At 71.3% G+C, this 18,634-nt stretch carries 19 protein-coding genes; 7 read left to right on the forward strand and 12 right to left on the reverse strand.

The features are described 5' to 3' along the window. Window positions 1-25: 25 nt before the first annotated feature. The 3 genes from AB0N07_RS36065 to AB0N07_RS36075 are packed head-to-tail and all read right to left on the reverse strand — an operon-like array spanning window position 26 to window position 2,246. The gene (locus AB0N07_RS36065; RefSeq protein ID WP_365842521.1) at window positions 26-1,126 is read right to left on the reverse strand and encodes a biosynthetic peptidoglycan transglycosylase; all 1,101 of its coding nucleotides are present in this window, start codon (window positions 1,124-1,126) and stop codon (window positions 26-28) included. Further along, entirely contained in the window at window positions 1,123-1,788 is a 666-nt protein-coding gene (locus tag AB0N07_RS36070) for a hypothetical protein (RefSeq protein ID WP_365842523.1), read from the reverse strand. The genes AB0N07_RS36065 and AB0N07_RS36070 overlap by 4 nt, the downstream gene beginning before the upstream one ends. Beyond that, the gene (locus tag AB0N07_RS36075; protein WP_365842525.1) at window positions 1,785-2,246 is read right to left on the reverse strand and encodes a sigma factor-like helix-turn-helix DNA-binding protein; all 462 of its coding nucleotides are present in this window, start codon (window positions 2,244-2,246) and stop codon (window positions 1,785-1,787) included. Before AB0N07_RS36075 ends, AB0N07_RS36070 begins: the two co-directional genes overlap by 4 nt. 90 nt (window positions 2,247-2,336) lie before the next feature. Between AB0N07_RS36075 and AB0N07_RS36080 the strand changes: the two genes are divergently transcribed. The 4 genes from AB0N07_RS36080 to AB0N07_RS36095 all read left to right on the forward strand — a co-directional run bounded on the left by AB0N07_RS36080 (window position 2,337) and on the right by AB0N07_RS36095 (window position 4,545). Beyond that, window positions 2,337-2,858 carry a SigE family RNA polymerase sigma factor gene (locus AB0N07_RS36080; RefSeq protein ID WP_365842527.1) on the forward strand — a complete coding sequence of 174 codons (522 nt, stop codon included), beginning with the start codon at window positions 2,337-2,339 and terminating at the stop codon, window positions 2,856-2,858. Next, window positions 2,848-3,504 carry a L,D-transpeptidase gene (locus AB0N07_RS36085; RefSeq protein WP_365842529.1) on the forward strand — a complete coding sequence of 219 codons (657 nt, stop codon included), beginning with the start codon at window positions 2,848-2,850 and terminating at the stop codon, window positions 3,502-3,504. Before AB0N07_RS36080 ends, AB0N07_RS36085 begins: the two co-directional genes overlap by 11 nt. A 248-nt stretch (window positions 3,505-3,752) precedes the next feature. After that, window positions 3,753-4,118 carry a beta/gamma crystallin domain-containing protein gene (locus tag AB0N07_RS36090; protein ID WP_365842531.1) on the forward strand — a complete coding sequence of 122 codons (366 nt, stop codon included), beginning with the start codon at window positions 3,753-3,755 and terminating at the stop codon, window positions 4,116-4,118. 55 nt (window positions 4,119-4,173) lie between these two features. Continuing rightward, window positions 4,174-4,545 carry a beta/gamma crystallin domain-containing protein gene (locus AB0N07_RS36095; protein WP_365842533.1) on the forward strand — a complete coding sequence of 124 codons (372 nt, stop codon included), beginning with the start codon at window positions 4,174-4,176 and terminating at the stop codon, window positions 4,543-4,545. A 657-nt stretch (window positions 4,546-5,202) separates the two neighbouring features. Here AB0N07_RS36095 and AB0N07_RS36100 read toward each other — a convergent pair. From AB0N07_RS36100 to AB0N07_RS36120, 5 genes are all read right to left on the reverse strand, one after another. Next, on the reverse strand, window positions 5,203-6,063 hold the full coding sequence (locus AB0N07_RS36100) for a 3-hydroxybutyryl-CoA dehydrogenase (RefSeq protein WP_365842535.1): 861 nt from the start codon (window positions 6,061-6,063) through the stop codon (window positions 5,203-5,205). A gap of 47 nt (window positions 6,064-6,110) precedes the next feature. Continuing rightward, window positions 6,111-7,082 (reverse strand): PDR/VanB family oxidoreductase, encoded by a 972-nt coding sequence (locus AB0N07_RS36105; RefSeq protein WP_365842537.1) that lies wholly within the window; start codon window positions 7,080-7,082, stop codon window positions 6,111-6,113. Window positions 7,083-7,099: 17 nt separating this feature from the next. Beyond that, window positions 7,100-8,290 carry an acetyl-CoA C-acyltransferase gene (locus AB0N07_RS36110; RefSeq protein ID WP_365842539.1) on the reverse strand — a complete coding sequence of 397 codons (1,191 nt, stop codon included), beginning with the start codon at window positions 8,288-8,290 and terminating at the stop codon, window positions 7,100-7,102. 30 nt (window positions 8,291-8,320) lie between these two features. After that, window positions 8,321-8,932 (reverse strand): histidine phosphatase family protein, encoded by a 612-nt coding sequence (locus AB0N07_RS36115; RefSeq protein ID WP_365842541.1) that lies wholly within the window; start codon window positions 8,930-8,932, stop codon window positions 8,321-8,323. A 63-nt stretch (window positions 8,933-8,995) separates the two neighbouring features. Then, a complete protein-coding gene (locus AB0N07_RS36120) occupies window positions 8,996-10,531 on the reverse strand; it encodes an AMP-binding protein (protein ID WP_365842543.1) in 1,536 nt (511 codons plus the stop codon). 194 nt (window positions 10,532-10,725) lie between these two features. Here AB0N07_RS36120 and AB0N07_RS36125 point away from each other — a divergent pair, with 194 nt between their 5' ends. The 3 genes from AB0N07_RS36125 to AB0N07_RS36135 are packed head-to-tail and all read left to right on the forward strand — an operon-like array spanning window position 10,726 to window position 13,572. Then, window positions 10,726-11,964 (forward strand): acyl-CoA dehydrogenase family protein, encoded by a 1,239-nt coding sequence (locus AB0N07_RS36125; RefSeq protein WP_365842545.1) that lies wholly within the window; start codon window positions 10,726-10,728, stop codon window positions 11,962-11,964. Window positions 11,965-12,006: 42 nt separating this feature from the next. Next, a complete protein-coding gene (locus tag AB0N07_RS36130) occupies window positions 12,007-12,771 on the forward strand; it encodes an SDR family oxidoreductase (protein WP_365842547.1) in 765 nt (254 codons plus the stop codon). Between the two features lie 3 nt (window positions 12,772-12,774). Then, on the forward strand, window positions 12,775-13,572 hold the full coding sequence (locus AB0N07_RS36135; protein ID WP_365842549.1) for a ThuA domain-containing protein: 798 nt from the start codon (window positions 12,775-12,777) through the stop codon (window positions 13,570-13,572). Window positions 13,573-13,607: 35 nt separating this feature from the next. Here AB0N07_RS36135 and AB0N07_RS36140 read toward each other — a convergent pair whose 3' ends face one another. The 4 genes from AB0N07_RS36140 to AB0N07_RS36155 form a co-directional block, all read right to left on the reverse strand. After that, window positions 13,608-14,651, reverse strand: a complete 1,044-nt coding sequence (locus AB0N07_RS36140; protein ID WP_365842551.1) for an NAD(P)-dependent alcohol dehydrogenase — start codon at window positions 14,649-14,651, stop codon at window positions 13,608-13,610. After that, complete coding sequence (locus AB0N07_RS36145) at window positions 14,648-15,784, reverse strand: ABC transporter permease (RefSeq protein ID WP_365842553.1); 1,137 nt, start codon at window positions 15,782-15,784, stop codon at window positions 14,648-14,650. The genes AB0N07_RS36140 and AB0N07_RS36145 overlap by 4 nt, the downstream gene beginning before the upstream one ends. 1 nt (window position 15,785) lies before the next feature. Beyond that, window positions 15,786-17,363, reverse strand: a complete 1,578-nt coding sequence (locus AB0N07_RS36150) for a sugar ABC transporter ATP-binding protein (RefSeq protein WP_365842555.1) — start codon at window positions 17,361-17,363, stop codon at window positions 15,786-15,788. 67 nt (window positions 17,364-17,430) lie between these two features. Continuing rightward, window positions 17,431-18,573: a substrate-binding domain-containing protein gene (locus AB0N07_RS36155; protein WP_365842557.1), complete on the reverse strand. Its 1,143-nt coding sequence runs from the start codon at window positions 18,571-18,573 to the stop codon at window positions 17,431-17,433. Between the last annotated feature and the right edge of the window lie 61 nt (window positions 18,574-18,634).

Here is an 18,634-nt window from a genome sequence, read left to right on the forward strand (position 1 = left end):
ATCTACCAGCGGTCCCGTTCGTCATTCACCGCAGGGCCAGCACGCCCACCCGCGCCTGGACAGCGCCCCAGCCAGCCTTAACTTCCCGGCCTTGCCTCTTGGCGGCCGGCGGAGCGTGGCCCACCTGCTCAGCGGTGTCGTCCTGAGCCTCGATGTCGAATGTCGTACGGACCGTGTAACCGCTCCGCGCCAACTGGTCCTGGGTGATGCCCAGCCGGTCGGCCGCCTCGGCCGCCGCCGCGTCGATCAGGTACTGGCGCTGCCCGTCCGTGTCGCCCGGCGGATAGAAACGGAAGGCCGGGAAGAGGGCCGACGTCCGCTCCCCGGCCGTGATCGTGCCCGCCGCGCGCATGCCGTCCAGGACCCACGCCCACCGCTCCTGCAGCTTCGCCGTCACCTTCGCGTCCGCACCGACTCGTTCGTAGTACGACGGCAGGTTGATGATCGCCGCCAGTGCCGCGCCCTGGGAGAGGTCCAGGTCCTTCGCGTCGACGCCGAAGTAGTTGCGGGCCGCCGACTCGATGCCGGCCGCCCCCCGGCCGAAGTACACGGTGTTCAGGTACCCCTTGAGGATCACGTCCTTGGAGCGGGTGCGGTCCAGCTTGAGGGCGATCAGCGCCTCGCGCGCCTTGCGGGACAGCGACTGCTCGGGGGTGAGCAGCGCGTTCTTCACGTACTGCTGCGTGATCGTCGAGCCGCCCTGCCGTTCCGCGCCGCTCAGCGTGGACCAGGCGGCCCGCGCGATAGCGGTCGGTGAGACGCCCGAGTCCGTGCGGAAGGAGCGGTTCTCCGCCGCGATCACCGCGTCCTGCACCTCGCGCGGCACCTGGGACAGGGGCACGTCCTGCCGGTCCACCGGGCCGCGCCGGCCCAGGTACTGCCCGCTCGCGTCCAGGAACACCGTGCTCTGGATGACCGTCTCCGGATGCGGGGCGGGGATGACCGTCAGCCGATAGGCGACGACGACCGCGGTGCACAGGGCCAGGAGGAGGACCAGTGCGGCGATGAGTGCGCGGCGGATCCGGCGGGCGCGGCGGCGCCGGGTGCGGACGCGGAAGGGGACCCGGCGACGATGGCGTACGGGCTTCTCGTGGATCTCATGGGGCACGTCCGTCGCGCTGCTCACCGGGCCACCCCGCCCTGTGCCAGGACCGCGCCCCGTGCGTCGTGGATCGTCACCCGCGCATCCAGCAACCGTTGTTCGTCCTTGGGGAGTTCGCCGATCGCGTAGTACGCGCTCCAGCCGGGGCCGCCCGCGAGTGTCAGCAGTGTGCCGGACGTCGTGCCGAACGGTGTGCGCAAGGTCACGCCGGCCGCGGGCGTCTGCCCCCGGTAGGTGCCGGTCATGAGATAGCGGTTGCCCGTACCCAGCACCGTCATGGTCACCGCGGCCTTGCCTCCGGCCCGTCCTGGGGGCGCCAGGACCAGCCCCGGCGCCGCCGACAAGTGCTCTCCCTCCTTCGTCAGCCACAACTCCTCGTCGTGCAGGGGGCGTACATGCTCGCCCGCCGCCACGACCCGTATCGTCGCCGCCCCGGTGGAGGGCGTCAGTGCTCCGGAGGCGGTCCTCGAGGTCACGCGCGGTACGACGACGTAGGCGATCCCCCCGAGCAGCAGAGCGACTGCCGCCAGCCACCGGACCCGCCGCCGCCTCCTCCACGCACGCCCCTCGCGCTCGATCCGCGCCAGCGGGAGCGGCGACGGCACCAGATCACGCACCTCGGCCGCGAACGCCTCACTCAATTCGACGCGTCGCAGATCGACTTGGCGTGCCTCGGTGCGGTTCATCGGCGAACCTCCGGGAGAGAGCGGGTACTCAGGGCAACCAGTCCCCGCCGCGCGTACGACGTCACCGCGCCCTGCGAGCAGCCCAGAACCTCGGCGATCTCCGACTCGGCGAGTCCGTCGCCGTGGCGCAGCACGAGCACGACCCGCTGCCGGACGGGCAGGTCCGCCAACGCACGCCCGAGCGCCGTGAGTCGGCGTCGGCCTCGGGGCGAACGGCGGCGGCCGTGCAGCCGTACCAATGTCCGCCGCACATAGAAGTCGGCGTCGTCCCTCGGCACCCTCCGTCTGCGCGCGTACGTCTGAGCCAGCGCCGCCCGTGCCAGGTCGGCCGCCTCGTCCGCGTCGCCGGTGAGGAGGCGGGCGGTGCGCAGGAGGCGGGGCCAGGCTTCGTTGGCGTAGGCCGTGAAGTCGCCACGGGGAGAGGGAGAATGGGAGGTCTTGGCTCTGGTGCTGGTCATCATGATCCCCCTGCGGTGTGTTTCGATGTGCGACGTACGGGACCTGTACGCACGGCAGGGACCACCGGGTTGCAAGGGACGCCAGGGAAAATGACGGAGGATGAGTTCGATGCGTTCTACGCCGCCGCGTTCCCCCGGCTGACCGGCCAGCTCTACGCCTTCACCGGGGACCGCGGGGAGGCGCAGGACGTCGTCCAGGAGGCGTTCGTACGGGCCTGGGACCGGCGGCGGGACTTCCTTGCCGACGGAGCGCCCGAGGCGTGGGTCAGGACGGTGGCGATGCGGCTCGCGGTGAGCCGGTGGCGGCGGGCGCGACGGTGGCTGGAACTGGTGCGCCGGACGCCGCCACCCGAGAGCACTCCCGGCCCGGAGTCGCAGCACACCCATCTCGCCGATCTCGTCGCCGCGCTGCGGCGGCTGCCCGAGGCGCAGCGCATGGCGGTCGTACTGCACCATCTGTGCGACCTGAGCGTCGAGCAGGTAGCCTCCGAGACCGGCGCGCCCGTGGGGACGGTAAAGGCCCGGCTGTCCCGTGGCCGGGTCGCGCTACAGCAGGAACTGGGCACCGAATACGCGGAGTTCGGGGAGAGGGAGGACGGCCGTGTCCGATGACCTCACCGACGACCTGCGTGTACTCGCCGAGTCCGCCGAGCAGTTGCCGCCGTCCTCCGGCGCCGACGTCCGCCGCCTCGCCCAGCGGCGCAGGCGTCGGCGTCATACGATCGCGGCCCTCGGCGGGACGGCCGCCGTGGCGGCCGTGGCCCTGGCACTGGTGCTGAGCCTCGGCGGATCGGGCACCGGACGACGGGACATGCCGGCCACACGCCCGACGAGCACGCTCATGCAGCAGCCGCCGCCCGACGCCGAGGTGGATCTCTCGTCGCGGCTTCTCAAGGCCGGCGGCCGGAGCATGCCCGTCTCGTCCGGCTTCGTACGCACCCCGACCCCGACCGGGCGGATGACCGTCGTCTCCAGGGTCGACGTCGCCATGGTGTCGGGAGCGGTGGTCGGCCGACCACGCGACCTCCGGTACAACGTCCCCTGGGTGATCCGGCTCCGCGCGGACGACGGGAAGACGACGGCCCTCTTCGGCTTTGCCACCGACGAGACGGTGCCGGGTGTCTACGACATGACGTCCGGCTGGATCGGCCTGCGGACGGCCGACGCAAAGTGGCTCTACGACCGGTTGCGGACCGGGTCGGTGGTCGACATCGAGGGCCATGCACCGGCGGACCCCTGGGCCACACCCTCCGCATGACAGAGGCCGGAGCCACTCCAAGTGACTCCGGCCTCGGGGTCGTTGGGATCCCGCCTGTCACACGACTCCGGTTCGCGAAGTACTGGCCCCGGGCCCCATTGGCCACGACGCCCGTTCCGCCGTCGAAGTCGCCCTGAGGGGCAGGCTCGAAAAACTCTGCCGAGGCGATGCAACCTGGTCCACCGCCGGTTCGTATGGACAGTCGACCGACTCGTTCTTTGTCGACTTCCGAAAGGTAGAGAATCTCCATGAAACAACTCGCCGAGCGGGCGGCTCTGGCCGCGACGACGACCCTGGCGCTGACGGTGTCACTGACTGCCCTCACCGCGACGGACGCGTCCGCGATCAATCAGGTCGACTGCGGCCGGAGTGACTTCGTACAGGTCACGTACCACCAGGCCGGCCACTCCGACTCCGACCTGTGCTTCGCAAACGCCGGAACCATCGCCCTGCCCGGCAACTCGTGGATCACCCGGATCTCGACCGGCAACAACCGCGTCCAGTGGTTCGGGGACGCGGCCTGGCAGCCCGCCGATGGGATCAACCAGTGGACCGTCATGACCTGGCCGAACCACCCCGGTGGTGTGAGCGCATCCTGGATCAGGATTCTCTGAACCACCGGCAGTTGCCCCAAAGAGCAGGACAACTTCCAGGAGGCGGAGAATTTCCATGAAGCAGATCGCCAAGCGGGTGGCTCTGGCCGCGACGACGACCCTGGCACTGACGGCCTCGCTGACCGCCGTCACAACGACGGACGCGTTCGCGATCAATACGGTGTCGTGTGGCCGTAGCGACTTCCTGCAGATCACGGTCCACACAACCGACTCCGGTGGATCCTACGACTGGTGTCTCGCCAACGCCGGAACGTGGGACATGACGGGTGCCAATATGTGGCTGCACCGGATCTCGACCGGCAACAACCGCGTCCAGTGGTACGGGGACGGAAGGTGGCAGCCGGCCACGCCGATCGACAGGAACACCGTCTACACCTTCCCGAACAACCCGGGCGGGGTCCGCATGGACCAGATCAGGATCCTCTGAACCACCGGGGACAGGGACGGCGATCCTGTCCGATTGCCGTCCCTGCCACCCCAGAGAGGTGGTGGGCGCCATGAGGAGTTCGGTACATGAGGTGCGGGGCGTCCCTGGGAGGCGGCGTCTCGGAAGGACGGTGACGGTGGGGCCACCGGGGCATGCCGTCGCGGGAGCGGGACGAGAATGGACGTCCGGGCCTGGCCCGTTCCTCCACTGTCACGTACGAAGGTGCCCCTACCCGAGGCGGCGTGGCCATACTCCATGGCAGGAGTTCAAGGTGAGGCAGGATTAGTTTGCCTTCACCCCCAGAGCCGATGCGTTCGGTGCCTCGGGTGGGGGACCAATTGGGGACCATGCGGTGCTCGCGACCCTGCACAGCATGCGCAGGATGTACGTTCTGTACCCTAGTTTTATCTGATATGCGCAGGTAGTTCCCGTGGTTCTCACTCCGTGGGGGCAAGGGGTCGCAGGTTCAAATCCTGTCGTCCCGACAGTTCGATGGGCTGTGGGTCCGGCCGCCGGCTTCCACGGGCTCGGCGGGCCGGCCTGGGCCGCGGCTGTGAGTAGATCGGCGTCCCGCTCGCGGCGGGGCGCGACTGCAGGCGGGGGATGACTGAATGCCTTCGAGAGGGGAGGCAGGATCTTACGGCGGTCGACCATTGTTCAGGTGTCGTAGGTGTGGAAGCCGCGGCCGCTCTTGCGGCCGAGGTGGCCTGCGGCGACCATGCGGCGCAGCAGGGCGGGTGGCGCGTACAACGGCTCCTTGAACTCCTCGTACATCGACTCGGCCACGGCCTGGGCGGTGTCGAGGCCGATGAGGTCCAGCAGGCGCAACGGCCCCATGGGATGGGCGCAGCCGAGTTCCATGCCCCGGTCGATGTCCTCCGGCCGTGCCGAGCCGGATTCCACCATCCGCACCGCGCCGAGCAGATAGGGCACGAGGAGGGCGTTGACGACGAAGCCGGAACGGTCGGGCGCCTGGATGGCCTGCTTGCCCAACTGCTGCGCGAGGCCGCGGGTGCGGAGCACGGTGTCGGCGTCGGTGGTGAGGGCGGGAATGAGCTCGACCAGCTGCTGCACGGGCACGGGGTTGAAGAAGTGCATGCCGATGACCCGCGTCGGCCGTTCGGTGACGACGGCGAGATCGACGACGGGGATCGAGGAGGTGTTGGTGGCCAGGACCGCCGCCGGGTCCTCGACCGCCTTGTCCAGGGCGCGCAGGACGTCGGTCTTGATGTCGCGGTTCTCGGCGACCGCCTCGATGACGAACTGACGGTCGGCCAAGTCGGCGAGGCCATGGGTGAAGGACACCTTGGCGAGGGCTCGGTCCCGCTGTTCCTCGCTGAGTTTGTGACTCCTCAGGGCTCGGTCGAGGGACGCGGTGAGTCGGCGGCGGCCTGCCTCGACCGCGTCGGGCGTGGCCTCGGCGACACGGACGTCGATGCCGCTGCGGGCGGCGACTTCGGCGATGCCGGAGCCCATGAGGCCGCAGCCGACGACGCCGAGGCGGGTAACGGGGTCCATCCGGGGTCCTCTCTGATGAGTCGTTGTCCGATCGGAGCCGATCGCCGTCACAGGTCGAGGACGAGGCGGGGTCCGCACGAGCGGGAGACGCAGATGAGCATGGTGTCGCCGGCGGCTCGCTCGTCCTCGGACAGCAGCGAGTCGCGGTGGTCGGGGGTGCCGTCGAGCACGTCGGTCTCGCAGGTGCCGCAGGTGCCCTCCCGGCAGGAGAAGTCGACCGCTACGCCGGCCTCCTCGACGGTTTCGAGCACCGAACGGTCCGGCGCCACCGTGAGGACGAGCCCGGAACGGGCGAGCTCCACCTCGAAGGCATCGGCCGGGCCGGTCCCGGCCGTCCGCACCGGGGCGAAGCGTTCGACGCCCAGGGTGCCGGGCGGCCAGGTCGCGCACTGCTCCTGCACCGCGCGCAGCAGGGGTTCGGGACCGCAGGCGTGGACCAGGGTGCCTTCCTCGGGCACGCCGAGGAACGCGGCGAGGTCCAGCAGGCCGTACTCGTCCTGCGGACGGACGAGTACCCGGTCCCCGTACGGGGTGAGACGGTCCAGGAGGGCCATGGAGGTCCGGGTGCGGCCGCCGTACAGGAGACGCCAGTCGGCTCCCGCGGCCTCGGCCGCCTCGACCATGGGCAGGATGGGCGTGATACCGACACCGCCGGCGATGAAGAGATGGCGTGCGGCCGGCCGCAGCGGGAAGTTGTTCCGGGGTCCGCGGACCCGTACCTTGGCGCCTTCGTGCAGGTGGTCGTGGACGTATGCGGAGCCACCTCGGCCTTCGGGCTCGCGCAGTACGGCGATCTGCCAGGCCTCGCGTTCGGCGGGGTGCCCGCACAGGGAGTACTGACGGATCAGGTCGCTGCCGTCGTCGCCGTCGAGGAGTACGTCGATGTGGGCGCCCGGCGTCCAGGCGGGCAGTGAACCGCCGTCCGGGCGGCGCAGGGTGAGGGAGAGGACGCCGTCCGCGGCCCGGGTGCGGGTCTCGACGGTGAGAGTGGCGTCGACCGTGGGCTGTTGGTCGTTCATGGTGTTCAGCTCCGGGTTCAGGCCGGTGTCGGCACGTGCAACAGGAGTGCGTCGCCCTGGCCGCCGCCCCCGCACAGAGCGGCCGCTCCGCTGCCGCCTCCGCGCCGGCGCAGTTCGGTCGCGAGGGTCAGGACCAGCCGGGCTCCGGTCATGCCGACCGGGTGTCCGAGCGCGATCGCTCCGCCGTTGACGTTCACCTTGTCCAGGGGGATGTCCAGCTCCCGTACGGAGGCCAGGGCCACCGAGGCGAACGCCTCGTTGATCTCGAACAGGTCCAGGTCGGCGGTCTTGAGCCGGCCGTCCCGGGACAGCGCGTCGCGGATCGCGCCGGCCGGCTGGACGAGCAGCGAGGGGTCGGGGCCCGCGACCGTGCCGTAGGCACCGATCTCGGCGAGCGGCGTCAGCCCTTCCCGCCGGGCGCGCTCGGCGCTCATCATGACGACGGCCGCGGCGCCGTCGGAGAGCTGTGAGGCGTTGCCGGGGGTGATGGTGCCCGCGTCGGCGAAGGCCGGCTTCAGGCGTCCCAGGCTGTCGCCGGTGGTCCCGGGGCGTACGCCCTCGTCGGTGGCGACCACCGTCTCGCCCCGGCGCCCGGCCACGGTGACGGGAGTGATCTCCTCGGACAGCGCACCCGACTCCTGGGCCTGGGCGGTCCGTTGATGGGAGAGCGCGCTGTACTCGTCCTGTTCCCCGCGGGTCAGGTCGAACGGCCGTTGGTAGCGTTCGGTCGCCGCGCCCATGGAGACGCCGTCGAAGGCGCAGACGAGGGCATCGCGGTCGAGGGCGTCCGCCGTCGTCGCCGAGCCGTACTTCCAGCCGGTGCGGGCTCCGCGCAGCAGGTGCGGGGCGTTCGACATGGACTCCATGCCGCCGGCCACGACCACGTCGTGACGGCCGGAGGCGATCATGAGGTCGGCCAGGGCGATGGCGTGCAGTCCGGACGGGCAGAGCTTGTTGACGGTGCTCGCGGGCACGGAGAAGGGGATGCCGGCCCGGACCGCGGCCTGCCGTGCCGGGTTGGGGCCGGCGCCGGCCTGGACGACATGGCCCATGACGACGGCTTCCACGGCCGCCGGCTCCAGGTCCACGGCGGCGAGGGCCGCGCGGATGGCGTGGGCGCCGAGGTCGACGGCGGGCAGGGAGCCGAGGGCGCCCAGCAGTTTGCCGATGGGCGTCCTGGTACCGGCGACGATGACGGATCCGGGCATGGCCGGGACCTCCTGGGGTGGGGGACGGGATCAGGCGGCCGTGCCGGCGTCCACGGCACGGTCGGCGATCAGATGGGCCGTCTCGTTGACCGAGTGCAGGACGGTGCGTCCGCCGGGCATGCGTCGCACCCGGCTGACGGACGTGTAGTCGGGGTGGAACCAGAACATGGTGGGCAGGCCCAGCACCGTCGCCAGGTAGGTGTTGGTGATGCCGCCGTGGCAGACGGCCGCGACCCGTCCGCCGGGATGGGCGTCGAGGATGGTGTTCATGGCGCGGACGGCGCGGGCCCGAAAGGCGTCCCGGTCCAGGTCGGGCACGAAGTCCTCGAAGCGTCCCTCGGCGAGTGCCGCCGCCCGGGGATCGTCGGCGCCGATCTGCTCGGGCGGTGTGTAGGGCTGGGACACGTCCGTGTCCCACTCGCGCAGGTCGTCGAGGACGGTGGCGGTCATGCCGGTGAGCCGTTCCAGGGGCGCGGCGGTCTCGCGGGCCCGCCGGTAGGGGCTGACGTACAGGGCGTCGAGGTCCTCGTGTCCGAGCCAGGCGGCGAGATGTTCGGCCTGGGTGGTGCCCTGCGGGGCCAGCCCCGGGTCGAACACGCCGGCCAGCGGGAGGCCGTGCCGGATGAGGAGGAGTTCGGTCATGGTGAACCTTCGCGGGGGTGAGGGGCACAAGGGCGGGTGGCAGCGGGAACAGGGGTGAGCGGCTCAGCCGGCGATGGTCCGTTCGGAGGCCCAGTAGGGGCGGCGCATCGCGCGTTTGTCGAGTTTGCCCATCGCGTTGCGCAGGAGTTCGGGCACGAACTCGTACGACTTGGGGCACTTGTAGGCGGCGAGGCGCTCGCGGCAGAAGCGGTCCAGTTCGTCGGCGGGCGGGTCGTCCGGGGCCACGACCAGTGCCCGCAGGGACTCGCCGAAGTCGGGGTCGGGCACGCCGATGACGGCGACCTCGGCGACCGCCGGATGCTGTCGCAGTACGGCCTCGCTCTCGGCCGGGTAGAGGTTGACCCCGCCGGAGACCACCGTGTCCGCGGCCCGGTCGGTGATGAAGATGTAGCCGTCCGCGTCGACATGGCCGATGTCGCCGAGGGTGAACACACCGGGGGCGATGTGGGCGGCCTTGGTCTTGTCCGGGTCCGCGTGGTAGCGGACGCCCTGGTCCTCCGGGGCCCGGAAGGCCAGCAGTCCTGGTTCGCCGGGCGGCAGTTGCCGGCCGTCGTCATCGGTGACCAGGACCTCGAAGGGGGGACGCACCCGCCCGACCGAGCCCGGGTGGGCCAGCCACTCCTCGCTGCTGATACGTGCCACGGTGCCCGCTTCGCTGGCGCCGTAGGACTCGGTCAGCACGGGACCGAACCAGTCGATCATGGCTCGCTTGACGTCCGGCGGACACGCGGAGCCGGTGTGGGAGACCTGCCGCAGGCTGGAGACGTCGTACCGGGCGCGGGCCTCGTCCGGGAGGGCGAGCAGGCGTTGGAAGTGGGTGGGCACCATGACCGTCGAGGAGATGCGCCACTTGTCCACGCGGCTCAGGAACGTCTCCGCGTCGTATCTGCCGAGGACGACCACCGGCTGACCGGCCGCGAGGTGCCGTAGCGAGGTCAGCGGGGCGTTGTGCTGCAGGGGACCGCACACCAGGTGTGGTCCCGGCGGGAATCCGGGCCGGGCGGACATCGCGGCGAGGTAGGCGGAGCTGTCGGTGACCGGGGCGCTGACCCAGCGCACCTCGGTGCCGCGTGCCCGTCCGGTGGTTCCGGAGGTGTAGACGAGCGGAGGCCGGGCGGGTCGGCCCTCGGGGAGGGTGTGCCCGGTGGGTGCGGCGGCCAGCCACCGGTCCCAGTCGAAGGCGTGGCCGAGCGCCGGGGTTCCGTGGAGCACCACCGGCAGGCCGAGTTCCCGGGCCGCGTCGAGTGCGGCACCCGCGCCGACGGGTCCGGCGACGATCCCGGTCACGCCCGCGTCGATGATCTGCTCGACGAGCTCGCCCGAGGTGAGGTTGCGGGACGTGGCCACGGTTCCCACTCCGGCGCGCAGGCCGGCCAGGTGGGCCACCAGCGTCGGGATCGCGTTGTCACCGAGGACGGCGATCCGGTCGTCGGGGCCGGGCGCGAGCTCGAGGAGCCGGGCCGCCGCCCGCGCCACCCGGTCGGCGAGGCGGGACCAGGACAGCACGTCCAGGTCGTCCGCCAGGGCGGGCTCGTCGGGTGACTCCTGGGCGCGACGGTCGAGTGGCAGCAGCGACATGGCTCCTCCGGCGGCTCCTCGGGCCTCTCCCGATTTCAGGGGAGAGGAGATGCTGAGACTGTAGCGTTTATCAAGAAAGTGCGGAACACTCTGATCCGGGGCGGAGTCATTACCGCCTGATTCAGGGGGTGAAGGCGCACTGTCCCACACCCGGATACTCAATCCACCGTCTGGTAAGTGCCCGAGGAGGAGCCATGTCCGAGCTGGATCCGGACGCATGGCGCAGGCAGGTCCGGCAGTGGCTGGCCACCGTGCTGGAACCGGCGCGGACGCCGGACTTCGGCACCCGGGCCGCCGATCTCGCCGTGTTCCACAACCTTCCGGAGAGCGAGGAACGCCTGCTGCTTGAGCGCTGCCGCGCCTACCAGCGAGCCCGGTTCGACGCCGGCTACCAGGCCCTCACCCTCCCCGCGGACAAGGGCGGCGCGGGCCTGACCGCCGCCCATGTGGCCGCCTTCGCCGAGGAGGAGTCCGCCTTCGAGGTACCGCCGTCGACCGAGCTGATCAGCGTCACCGTGCGCCTGGTCGCGATGGCCGTCTCCCTGTTCGGGACCGCCGAGCAGCGCCGCGACCACGCCCGCGCCTTCCTGCGCACCGACCTGCTGGCCTGCCAGCTCTTCAGTGAGCCCGGCGCCGGATCGGACCTCGCGGCCCTGCGCACCCGCGCCCGGCGGGAGGGCGACGAGTGGGTGATCGACGGTCAGAAGGTGTGGACCTCGGGCGCCCAGTTCGCCGACTACGGCCTGCTGCTCGCCCGCACCGACCCGGACGTCGTCAAACAGGCCGGCATCACCGCCTTCCTGGTCCCGATGGACGCCGACGGAGTTGAGGTGCGCCCCATCCGTCAGATGAGCGGCGGCGCCTCCTTCAATGAGGTCTTCCTCAGCGGCGTACGCGTCCCGGACCGGCTCCGGATCGGGCGTCCCGGCCAGGGCTGGGAGGTCGCCACCACCACCCTCGCCTTCGAACGCACCGCCTCCGGCAGTGGCAACCGCCGCAAGGGCGGCACCTTCACCGATGTCCTCGTCCTCGCCCGCTCCCTCGGCCGCACCGACGACCCGCTGGTCCGCCAGCGTCTCGCCGACCTGTACGTCCGCGCCGCCCTGCGCGCGGCGACCGTCGAACGCGTCGCCAGGACCAGCGCGGCCGGCGGCCGGCCGGGCCCGGAGGCGTCGTTGACCAAACTCATGGCCTCCGAACTGCTCACCCGCACAGGGCAGGTCGCCGCCGAGCTGATGGGGGCGCGCATCAGCGCCGACACCGGGGAGCCGGGCACCTTCGCCTGGACCGAGCATCTCCTCGGAGCCCCCGGCTACCGGCTGGCCGGAGGCACCGATCAGATCCAGCGCAACCTGATCGGCGAACGGGTGCTCAAGCTGCCGCCCGAGCCGCGGGTGGACCGGGTGCCGTTCTCGCAACTCCCCGGCAACTGAGGCACCAGGCTTCATTTCGGCAATCACGAAGGAGTGACATCGATGGATCTGGGACTTACGGGCGCCAAGGCGCTGGTGACCGGTGCGAGCCGGGGCATAGGCCGGGCGATCGCCGCGACACTGGCGGCGGAGGGCTGCGCACTGGCACTGTGCGCCCGAGGTGCGGAAGGGCTGGCGAAGACCGCCGCCGAACTGCGCGCCGAGGGCGCCACGGTGTTCGAGGAAGCGGTCGACGTCACCGACCCGCAGGCCCTCGCCGGCTTCGTGGAGCGGGCAGCCGGCGCACTCGGCGGCCTGGACCTGCTGGTGTCCAACGTGTCGGCGGGCAACGTGAAAGGCCCCCAGTCCTGGGAGGACAGCCTGCGCGGCGACCTGATCCCCTTCGCGGGACTCGTCGAAGCCGCCATGCCCCATCTGGAGGCCTCCGACCGGGCCGCTGTCGTGGCCATCGGCACCACCAACGCCTCCGACACCGCACGCCCGGCCGGGGCGAACTCCTACTCCGCGCTCAAGGCGGCCGTCGTCCAGCACGCCTCCGCCCTCGCGCACGCCCTCGCACCCAAGGGCATCCGCGTCAACACCGTCTCACCCGGCCCCATCGACTTCCCCGGCGGCGCCTGGGAGACCATCCGCACCAGCCGCCCGGAGGTCTACGAGGAAGTACTCGCCAAACTTCCGATCGGCCGCTACGGCACCGCCGAGGACGTGGCCGCGGCGGTGGCGTTCCTGCTCGGACGGACCGGCTCCTTCTGCGTGGGAGTCAACCTCGTGGTGGACGGCGGGCTGCTCACCCGCGTCCAGTACTGAGCCGTGGCGGGCCCGGCAGGCCGCCTGGACGCCGTACTCGTCTGCGGCGGCCGCTGGCACGACTTCGACCACGCGCGGCTGCGGCTGCTGGAACTGCTCGGCGAGCACCCGAGGGTGCGCACGACCGTCCACCAGGACTACGACTGCCTCGACGCCCTCGACCGGGCCGACCTGCTGGTCACCTACACGTGCGACGTCCGGCCCCGCCCAGCTCAGCGGGCAGCGCTCGCCCGGCTGGTCGAGCGGGGCGGTCGCTGGCTCGCCCTGCACGGCACCAACGCGGTGATCGAGCCAGCTACCCACGACGGGACACGGGAGTTCACCACCCCACGCCTCCTCGGCGAACTCGCCCAGTTGCTCGGCAGCCAGTTCCTGGCCCACCCGCCGATCGCGCCGTACGAGGTGCGTGTGACCGATCCCGGCCATCCGCTGGTCGCCGGGATCGGCCCGTTCACGGTCACCGACGAACTGTACGTGTGTGAGCTGCACGGGGAGCTGGAGGTGCTGCTGCACGCCGAGTACACAGGGCCCTGCCGTGGCTTCGCCGAGGGCGGCACGGCGGCCCTCGACAGCGCGCCCCGACCGGTGTTGTACCTCAAGCGGCACGGTCCCGGCGAGGTCTGCTACTTCACCCTCGGCCACTGCAGGGGCCGCTACGACATGCAGGACCTGGGTGTTGACGACACCGGGCGCGTGGACCGCGGCCCCTGGCAGACACCGGAGTTCCTGACCGTGCTCCGGCGTTGCGTGGAGCGCACGGTGACCGGCCGCAGCCCCGCACAGCAGCGGGCCGGCGCCTGAGTCGGACTCGGACGCCGGCCCTGCGCGGGGGCGGCTCACGCGTGCGGCAGCACCACCGCACGGCCCTTGATCTCACCGGCGTGCAGACGCTCGTAGGCCGCAGGCGCCTCGTCGAGGGTGAAGGTCTCGACGTGCGAGGAGACCAGCCCCAGCCGGGCCAGCTCGACCACCTCGATGAGCTCCCGGCGGCTGCCCCAGTAGGGGAACGACGCGGAGACCTCGAACGGGAGCCCGCCGCCGAAGCCGACTGCCAGAGTCCCTCCGCCGAGGCCGACGATCGTCACATCGCCCTCCACGGCCACCGAGGCCGCGGCCACGGCGAGCGTCGCCTCGGCCCCCACGAAGTCCAGGACCACTTCCGCTCCCATCCCGGCGGTGAGCTCCCGCACCCGTGCGGCGGCCGCGCCGTCGGACAGCAGCGTCTCGTGCGCGCCCACGGCGTGGGCCAGCTCCAGCTTCTCCTTGCTCACGTCGAGGGCGACCACCGTGGCCGGCGTCAGAGCGCGGAGCAACTGCACGGCCAGATGCCCCAGGCCCCCGACTCCGATGACCACCGCCGTGCTGCCCGGAACCAGCTTGGGCAGTGACCTGCCGATGGCGTGATAGGGCGTCAGCCCCGCGTCGGTGAGCGGGGCGGCCTGCACCGGGTCCAGTCCGTTCAAGGGCGCCAGATGGCGGGGCGAGTCCACGAGCATGTACTCGGCGAGCGCACCGGGGGAGCCGAGCCCCGGCGGCAGGATGCCGAGCCCGGCGGCGTGCGGGCAGCAGTTCTCCTTGCCCACCGCGCACTTGGGACACTGACCGCAGCCCCAGGGACCGTACACCGCCACCTCGTCGCCCTCTGTCACCGCCGTGACTGCGCTGCCCACCTCCGCGACGGTGCCGACACCCTCATGGCCGAGCGTCATCGGCAGCGGGTAGGGGAACTGCTCCTCGGGCCACCCCATGACGGCGAGGTCGGAGTGGCACAGCCCCGCCGCGGTCACCTTCAACAGCACCTGCCCCGGCCCCGGCCGGGGCGCGGGAACCTCTACCACCTCGGGAGCCTGGCCGACCTTCCGGTACTGCACAGCCTTCACTTGGCGCTCTCCTTGTCGATGGTGGGCAGGGCGTCGCCCTCCGAGGCCGCCTCGGAGCCGACACGCGAGTGGCTCCCCCTCCGGCGGCGCAGAACGGCGGGCAGGGTGAGCCGCCCACCCGTCAGGACCAGTGCCACGATGAGGACGGACCCGGTGAACAGACTCGCGGCCCACTGCGCGCTGGTGGCGAGCCCCAGCCCCGTGATTCCGGTTCCGAGCAGGAGCACCGCCAGCACGGTGCCCCAGGCGTTGAAGCGGCCCGCACGCAACTGGGTCGCCCCGACGAAGGCGGCGGCGTAGGCCGACAGCAGATACGGGGTGCCCGCGGTCGGCGATCCGGAACCGACCGAGGACGCGAAGACGACACCGGCGAAACCGGAGAGCAGCGCAGAGGCCACCAGCGTCAGAAATCGCAGCCGGTCGGTGCGCACGCCCTGCAGCCGGGCCGCGTCGGCGTTGAAGCCGGTCGCGTACAACCGGCGTCCCGTGGCGGTGTGTTCCAGCAGGAACCAGATGGTCAGCGCGGCGAGCAGCAGATACAGCACCGGCAGGGTGATGCCGCCCGCATCCAGCTGGGCGATGCTCGCGAACGGCTTGGCGAGCAACTGCACACCTGTGATGGAGCTGTCGTCGGTGACCATGGTGATCAGTGACTGGATCAGCGCGCCGGTGGCCAGGGTGGCGATGAACGAGTCGACGCGCAGCACCACGACCACGATGCCGTTGACGACTCCCACCAGCAGCGCGGCGGTCATCGCCAGGGCGACCGCCACGCCGGGACCGAGTCCGGCGGAGACCAGGAAGCGGGCGGTCAGCACGCTGGTGAGCGACATGGTGTAGGCGACCGAGAGGTCGAAGACGCGTGCGGCCAGGGGCGGTACGACGCTCAGTGCCACCAGGCCGGCCACGGCGTTGCCGTTGAGTACCTGCTTGACCGTGACGGCGGTCGGGAACGTGTCCGGCGCCCAGATCGAGAAGATCACGACGATGACCAGCCATACGTACACCGCGCCGATGTTCCGGAACGACAGGGCCGCCACCACCCGTCGGACCGGCGCCCCCCGCAGGAGTGGCGCGGGCCGCTGCGCTGCGGACGGCGGTTGTTGCACCGCCCGGGTCGGGGTCGATGTCATGTCACTCGGTTCCTTCCATGGCGTGCACGAGCGCGCGTTCGGTGATGTCCCGGCCGCGGATCTCCCGTGCGATCCGGCCGTCCCGTACCACCAGGACGCGGGTGCACAGCGCGAGCAGGTCCTGGGTGTCGGAGGAGCAGACGATGACGCCCATGCCCTCCGCGGCCTGTCGCTCTATCAGGTCGTACAGCTGCAGGCGGGTGGCGATGTCCACGCCGGCCGTCGGTTCGCACAGCGCCAGGACGGGCGGGTGCTGGGCCAGACAGCGGGCCATGACGACCTTCTGCTGGTTGCCGCCGCTCAGGGTGGTGATCCGGGCGCCGGGGCCGGCCGTGTGCACCCCGACCCGTCGGATCCAGTCGTCGACCAGGGCGGACTCGCGGCGCCTGTGCAGCCGCCCGACCTTGGCGCGCAGTCGCCGCAGGAGTGGGAGGGTGAGGTTCTCGCCGACCGAGAAGTCGCCGATGACTCCCTCGGCCGCCCGGTCCGCCGGGACCATGGGAAGGCCCAGGGTGTCGGCGTCGCGCGCCTCGGTCCACTGCTCGGAGCGTTCCGGCAGCCGCAGCCGGCCGCTCACCGGTCCGGTGTGGGCCCCGCACACCACGTACGGCACGATCTCGTGCCCGGAGCCGACCAGACCGGTGATGCCCAGGCGCTCGCCGCGTGCCAGTTCGAGGTCGACTCCTCGCAGTGGCCCGGCGCGTAGGCCGCGTACCTGCAGTACGGAAGGGGCGGAATCGGTGGAGGGCGCCGGACGGTGGTGCGTGTCGGTCGCGGTGTGCGTCTCCTCTCCCGCCATCAGTTCCGCCAGCGAGCGTGGGGTGAGTTCGGCGACCGGGCGGGTGGTGATGCGGCGTCCGCCGCGGATGACGGTGACGCGGTCGGCGAGCGCGAAGATCTCGTCCATGCGGTGAGAGACGTACAGGACGCCGGCGCCGCCGTCGCGGATCTCCCGCACGATGTCGAAGAGACGGGCCACCTCGCCGGGCGGAAGCACGGCGGTGGGCTCGTCGAGCACCAGGACACCGCGGCCGCCCTCCCAGCCCTGGAGCGCGGCGGCGATGGTCACCACCGTGCGCTGGACGGGGGTCGCCTTCGCCAGGGGACGGTGTACGTCGATGCCGACACCGAACCGTTCGACGAGGGCGGTCGTCCGCCTCGACATCTGTGGCCAGTCGATGTTGCCCAGGGCGGTGCGGGCGAAGCCGTGACTGAGGGCGAGGTTGTCGATGGCGCTCAACTCGCCCACCAGGCCCAGTTCCTGGTGGACGAAGCGGAGCCGGTCGTGGCGGGAGGTGGTGGCGTGGCCGAGGCCGAAGGGTTCGCCGTCGAGTTCGGCCACCGCTCCCGGATCCGCGTGGTGGTAGCCGGCGAGGATCTTGATGAGGGTGGACTTGCCGGAGCCGTTGGGTCCGATGAGGGCGTGGATCTCGCCGGGTGCGACCTGGAGGTCCACGTCGCTCAGTGCCTGGGTGCCGCCGAACCGCTTCGACAGAGCGGCCACGCGCAGTATCGGCCGGTCGGTGCGCCGGGCTCGATCGTCCGTGTCCTGTCGGGTTCTTGACGAGGTGTCAGTCACGGCTGGTTCTCCGTCTGCGGGCGGGAAGGATGCCGCCGCCGACTGGGGCCGGCGGCGGTCGGCCAGGTCAACTCAGGCCCCACAGGGCCTTGAACTGCTGCTGGTAGCCGTCGACGATCGGGAAGTCGCCGTCGGCGGAGGGCAGGTTGGCCTTGGTGACGAGCATGTTGGGCAGCGCCGCCTTCTGGTCCACGGCCATGGACTGGCCGGTGAAGTTCCGGGCCAGCGCGTCGACCTGGAGCCAGGCGGTCTCGTGGGAGTTGAGGGCCATGGCGCCGTCGGTGAGATCGCTCTGGATGTACTGGTAGTTCTGCGCGTCACCGACGTTGACGACGATGTGCTTGCCGGTGATGCCGGCGGTCTTCAGGGCGGCGGGCACGCCCACGTTGAGCAGCCCCAGGGAGAAAACGACGTGGGTCACCTTCGGGTGGCTGCGCAGGTACGACACCACGCGGTCCGGCATGTCCTTGCCCACGGCGGTGATCGGTACGTCTACGTTGTCCAGTGCGCAACCGGCGCACCACTGCTTGTAGTTGGCGGCGAAGGAGTCCTTGACGGGCTTGAGGATCGTGTAGGCCGGCAGGTCGAAGTAGACGGTGTCAGCCTTGGCGCCGCTGTTGGACACCACCCACGCGGCGAGCATCCGGCCCTGGACGCCGACGTCCTTGGGTCCGTTCTTGAGCAGGGAGATGCCGTCTCCCACCACGTCGTCGGCATTGGACTGGATGACGGGGATGCCGGCCGCCTTCAGCTGTGCCAGCTGCTTGCTGTAGACCGCGCGCGGGAAGCCGGAGGCGACCACGGCGTCGGGCCTGTCGCGGACGGCCTGCTCGTAGGCCGCCTGTACGGACTCCGGCGTGCCCTGGGTGGCGACCTGCTTGACCTTCCAGCCGAGTTGCCCGGCGGCTTCGGTGAAGAAGTCGGCGAGGTCCTTGCAGGACTGGACGCCGCAGAGGATGAAATCGATCTTCTTGCCCTTGGGGACGGGCTTGCCGACGGGCCGGGTGACGGAGATCGCGGTCGGGCGCTGCGCGTATGTCTTCAGAGCCGTGCGGGCCGCCGTCAGTCCGGGGGAGCCGGGTGCCGCCGCCTGCGAGGAGCCGACGGCCGGGGCGGTGCCGCTCCCGCACGCCGTCAGGGTGAGCAGGGCGGTGGCGGGGGCGATCGTGGTGAGGGCGCGGCGGACCGCGCGACCGGGTCTGGGACTCATCGTTGAGAACTCCCGTGGTGTGGCGCCTGGGCTGCCGTGACCCGCGGTGCGGGGCGGAACG

This window comes from Streptomyces sp. NPDC051172, from assembly GCF_040682555.1.
Lineage (GTDB): Bacteria > Actinomycetota > Actinomycetes > Streptomycetales > Streptomycetaceae > Streptomyces.

What these genes read in the sequence shown, in the direction of transcription:
- AB0N07_RS36070 (WP_365842523.1), bottom strand. Translation starts at nt 1,788, where the DNA reads ATGAACCGCACCGAGGCACGCCAAGTCGATCTGCGACGCGTCGAATTG.
- AB0N07_RS36075 (WP_365842525.1), bottom strand. Translation starts at nt 2,246, where the DNA reads ATGACCAGCACCAGAGCCAAGACCTCCCATTCTCCCTCTCCCCGTGGC.
- AB0N07_RS36080 (WP_365842527.1), top strand. Translation starts at nt 2,337, where the DNA reads ATGACGGAGGATGAGTTCGATGCGTTCTACGCCGCCGCGTTCCCCCGG.
- AB0N07_RS36090 (WP_365842531.1), top strand. Translation starts at nt 3,753, where the DNA reads ATGAAACAACTCGCCGAGCGGGCGGCTCTGGCCGCGACGACGACCCTG.
- AB0N07_RS36095 (WP_365842533.1), top strand. Translation starts at nt 4,174, where the DNA reads ATGAAGCAGATCGCCAAGCGGGTGGCTCTGGCCGCGACGACGACCCTG.
- AB0N07_RS36100 (WP_365842535.1), bottom strand. Translation starts at nt 6,063, where the DNA reads ATGGACCCCGTTACCCGCCTCGGCGTCGTCGGCTGCGGCCTCATGGGC.
- AB0N07_RS36105 (WP_365842537.1), bottom strand. Translation starts at nt 7,082, where the DNA reads ATGAACGACCAACAGCCCACGGTCGACGCCACTCTCACCGTCGAGACC.
- AB0N07_RS36110 (WP_365842539.1), bottom strand. Translation starts at nt 8,290, where the DNA reads ATGCCCGGATCCGTCATCGTCGCCGGTACCAGGACGCCCATCGGCAAA.
- AB0N07_RS36115 (WP_365842541.1), bottom strand. Translation starts at nt 8,932, where the DNA reads ATGACCGAACTCCTCCTCATCCGGCACGGCCTCCCGCTGGCCGGCGTG.
- AB0N07_RS36120 (WP_365842543.1), bottom strand. Translation starts at nt 10,531, where the DNA reads ATGTCGCTGCTGCCACTCGACCGTCGCGCCCAGGAGTCACCCGACGAG.
- AB0N07_RS36125 (WP_365842545.1), top strand. Translation starts at nt 10,726, where the DNA reads ATGTCCGAGCTGGATCCGGACGCATGGCGCAGGCAGGTCCGGCAGTGG.
- AB0N07_RS36130 (WP_365842547.1), top strand. Translation starts at nt 12,007, where the DNA reads ATGGATCTGGGACTTACGGGCGCCAAGGCGCTGGTGACCGGTGCGAGC.
- AB0N07_RS36145 (WP_365842553.1), bottom strand. Translation starts at nt 15,784, where the DNA reads ATGACATCGACCCCGACCCGGGCGGTGCAACAACCGCCGTCCGCAGCG.
- AB0N07_RS36155 (WP_365842557.1), bottom strand. Translation starts at nt 18,573, where the DNA reads ATGAGTCCCAGACCCGGTCGCGCGGTCCGCCGCGCCCTCACCACGATC.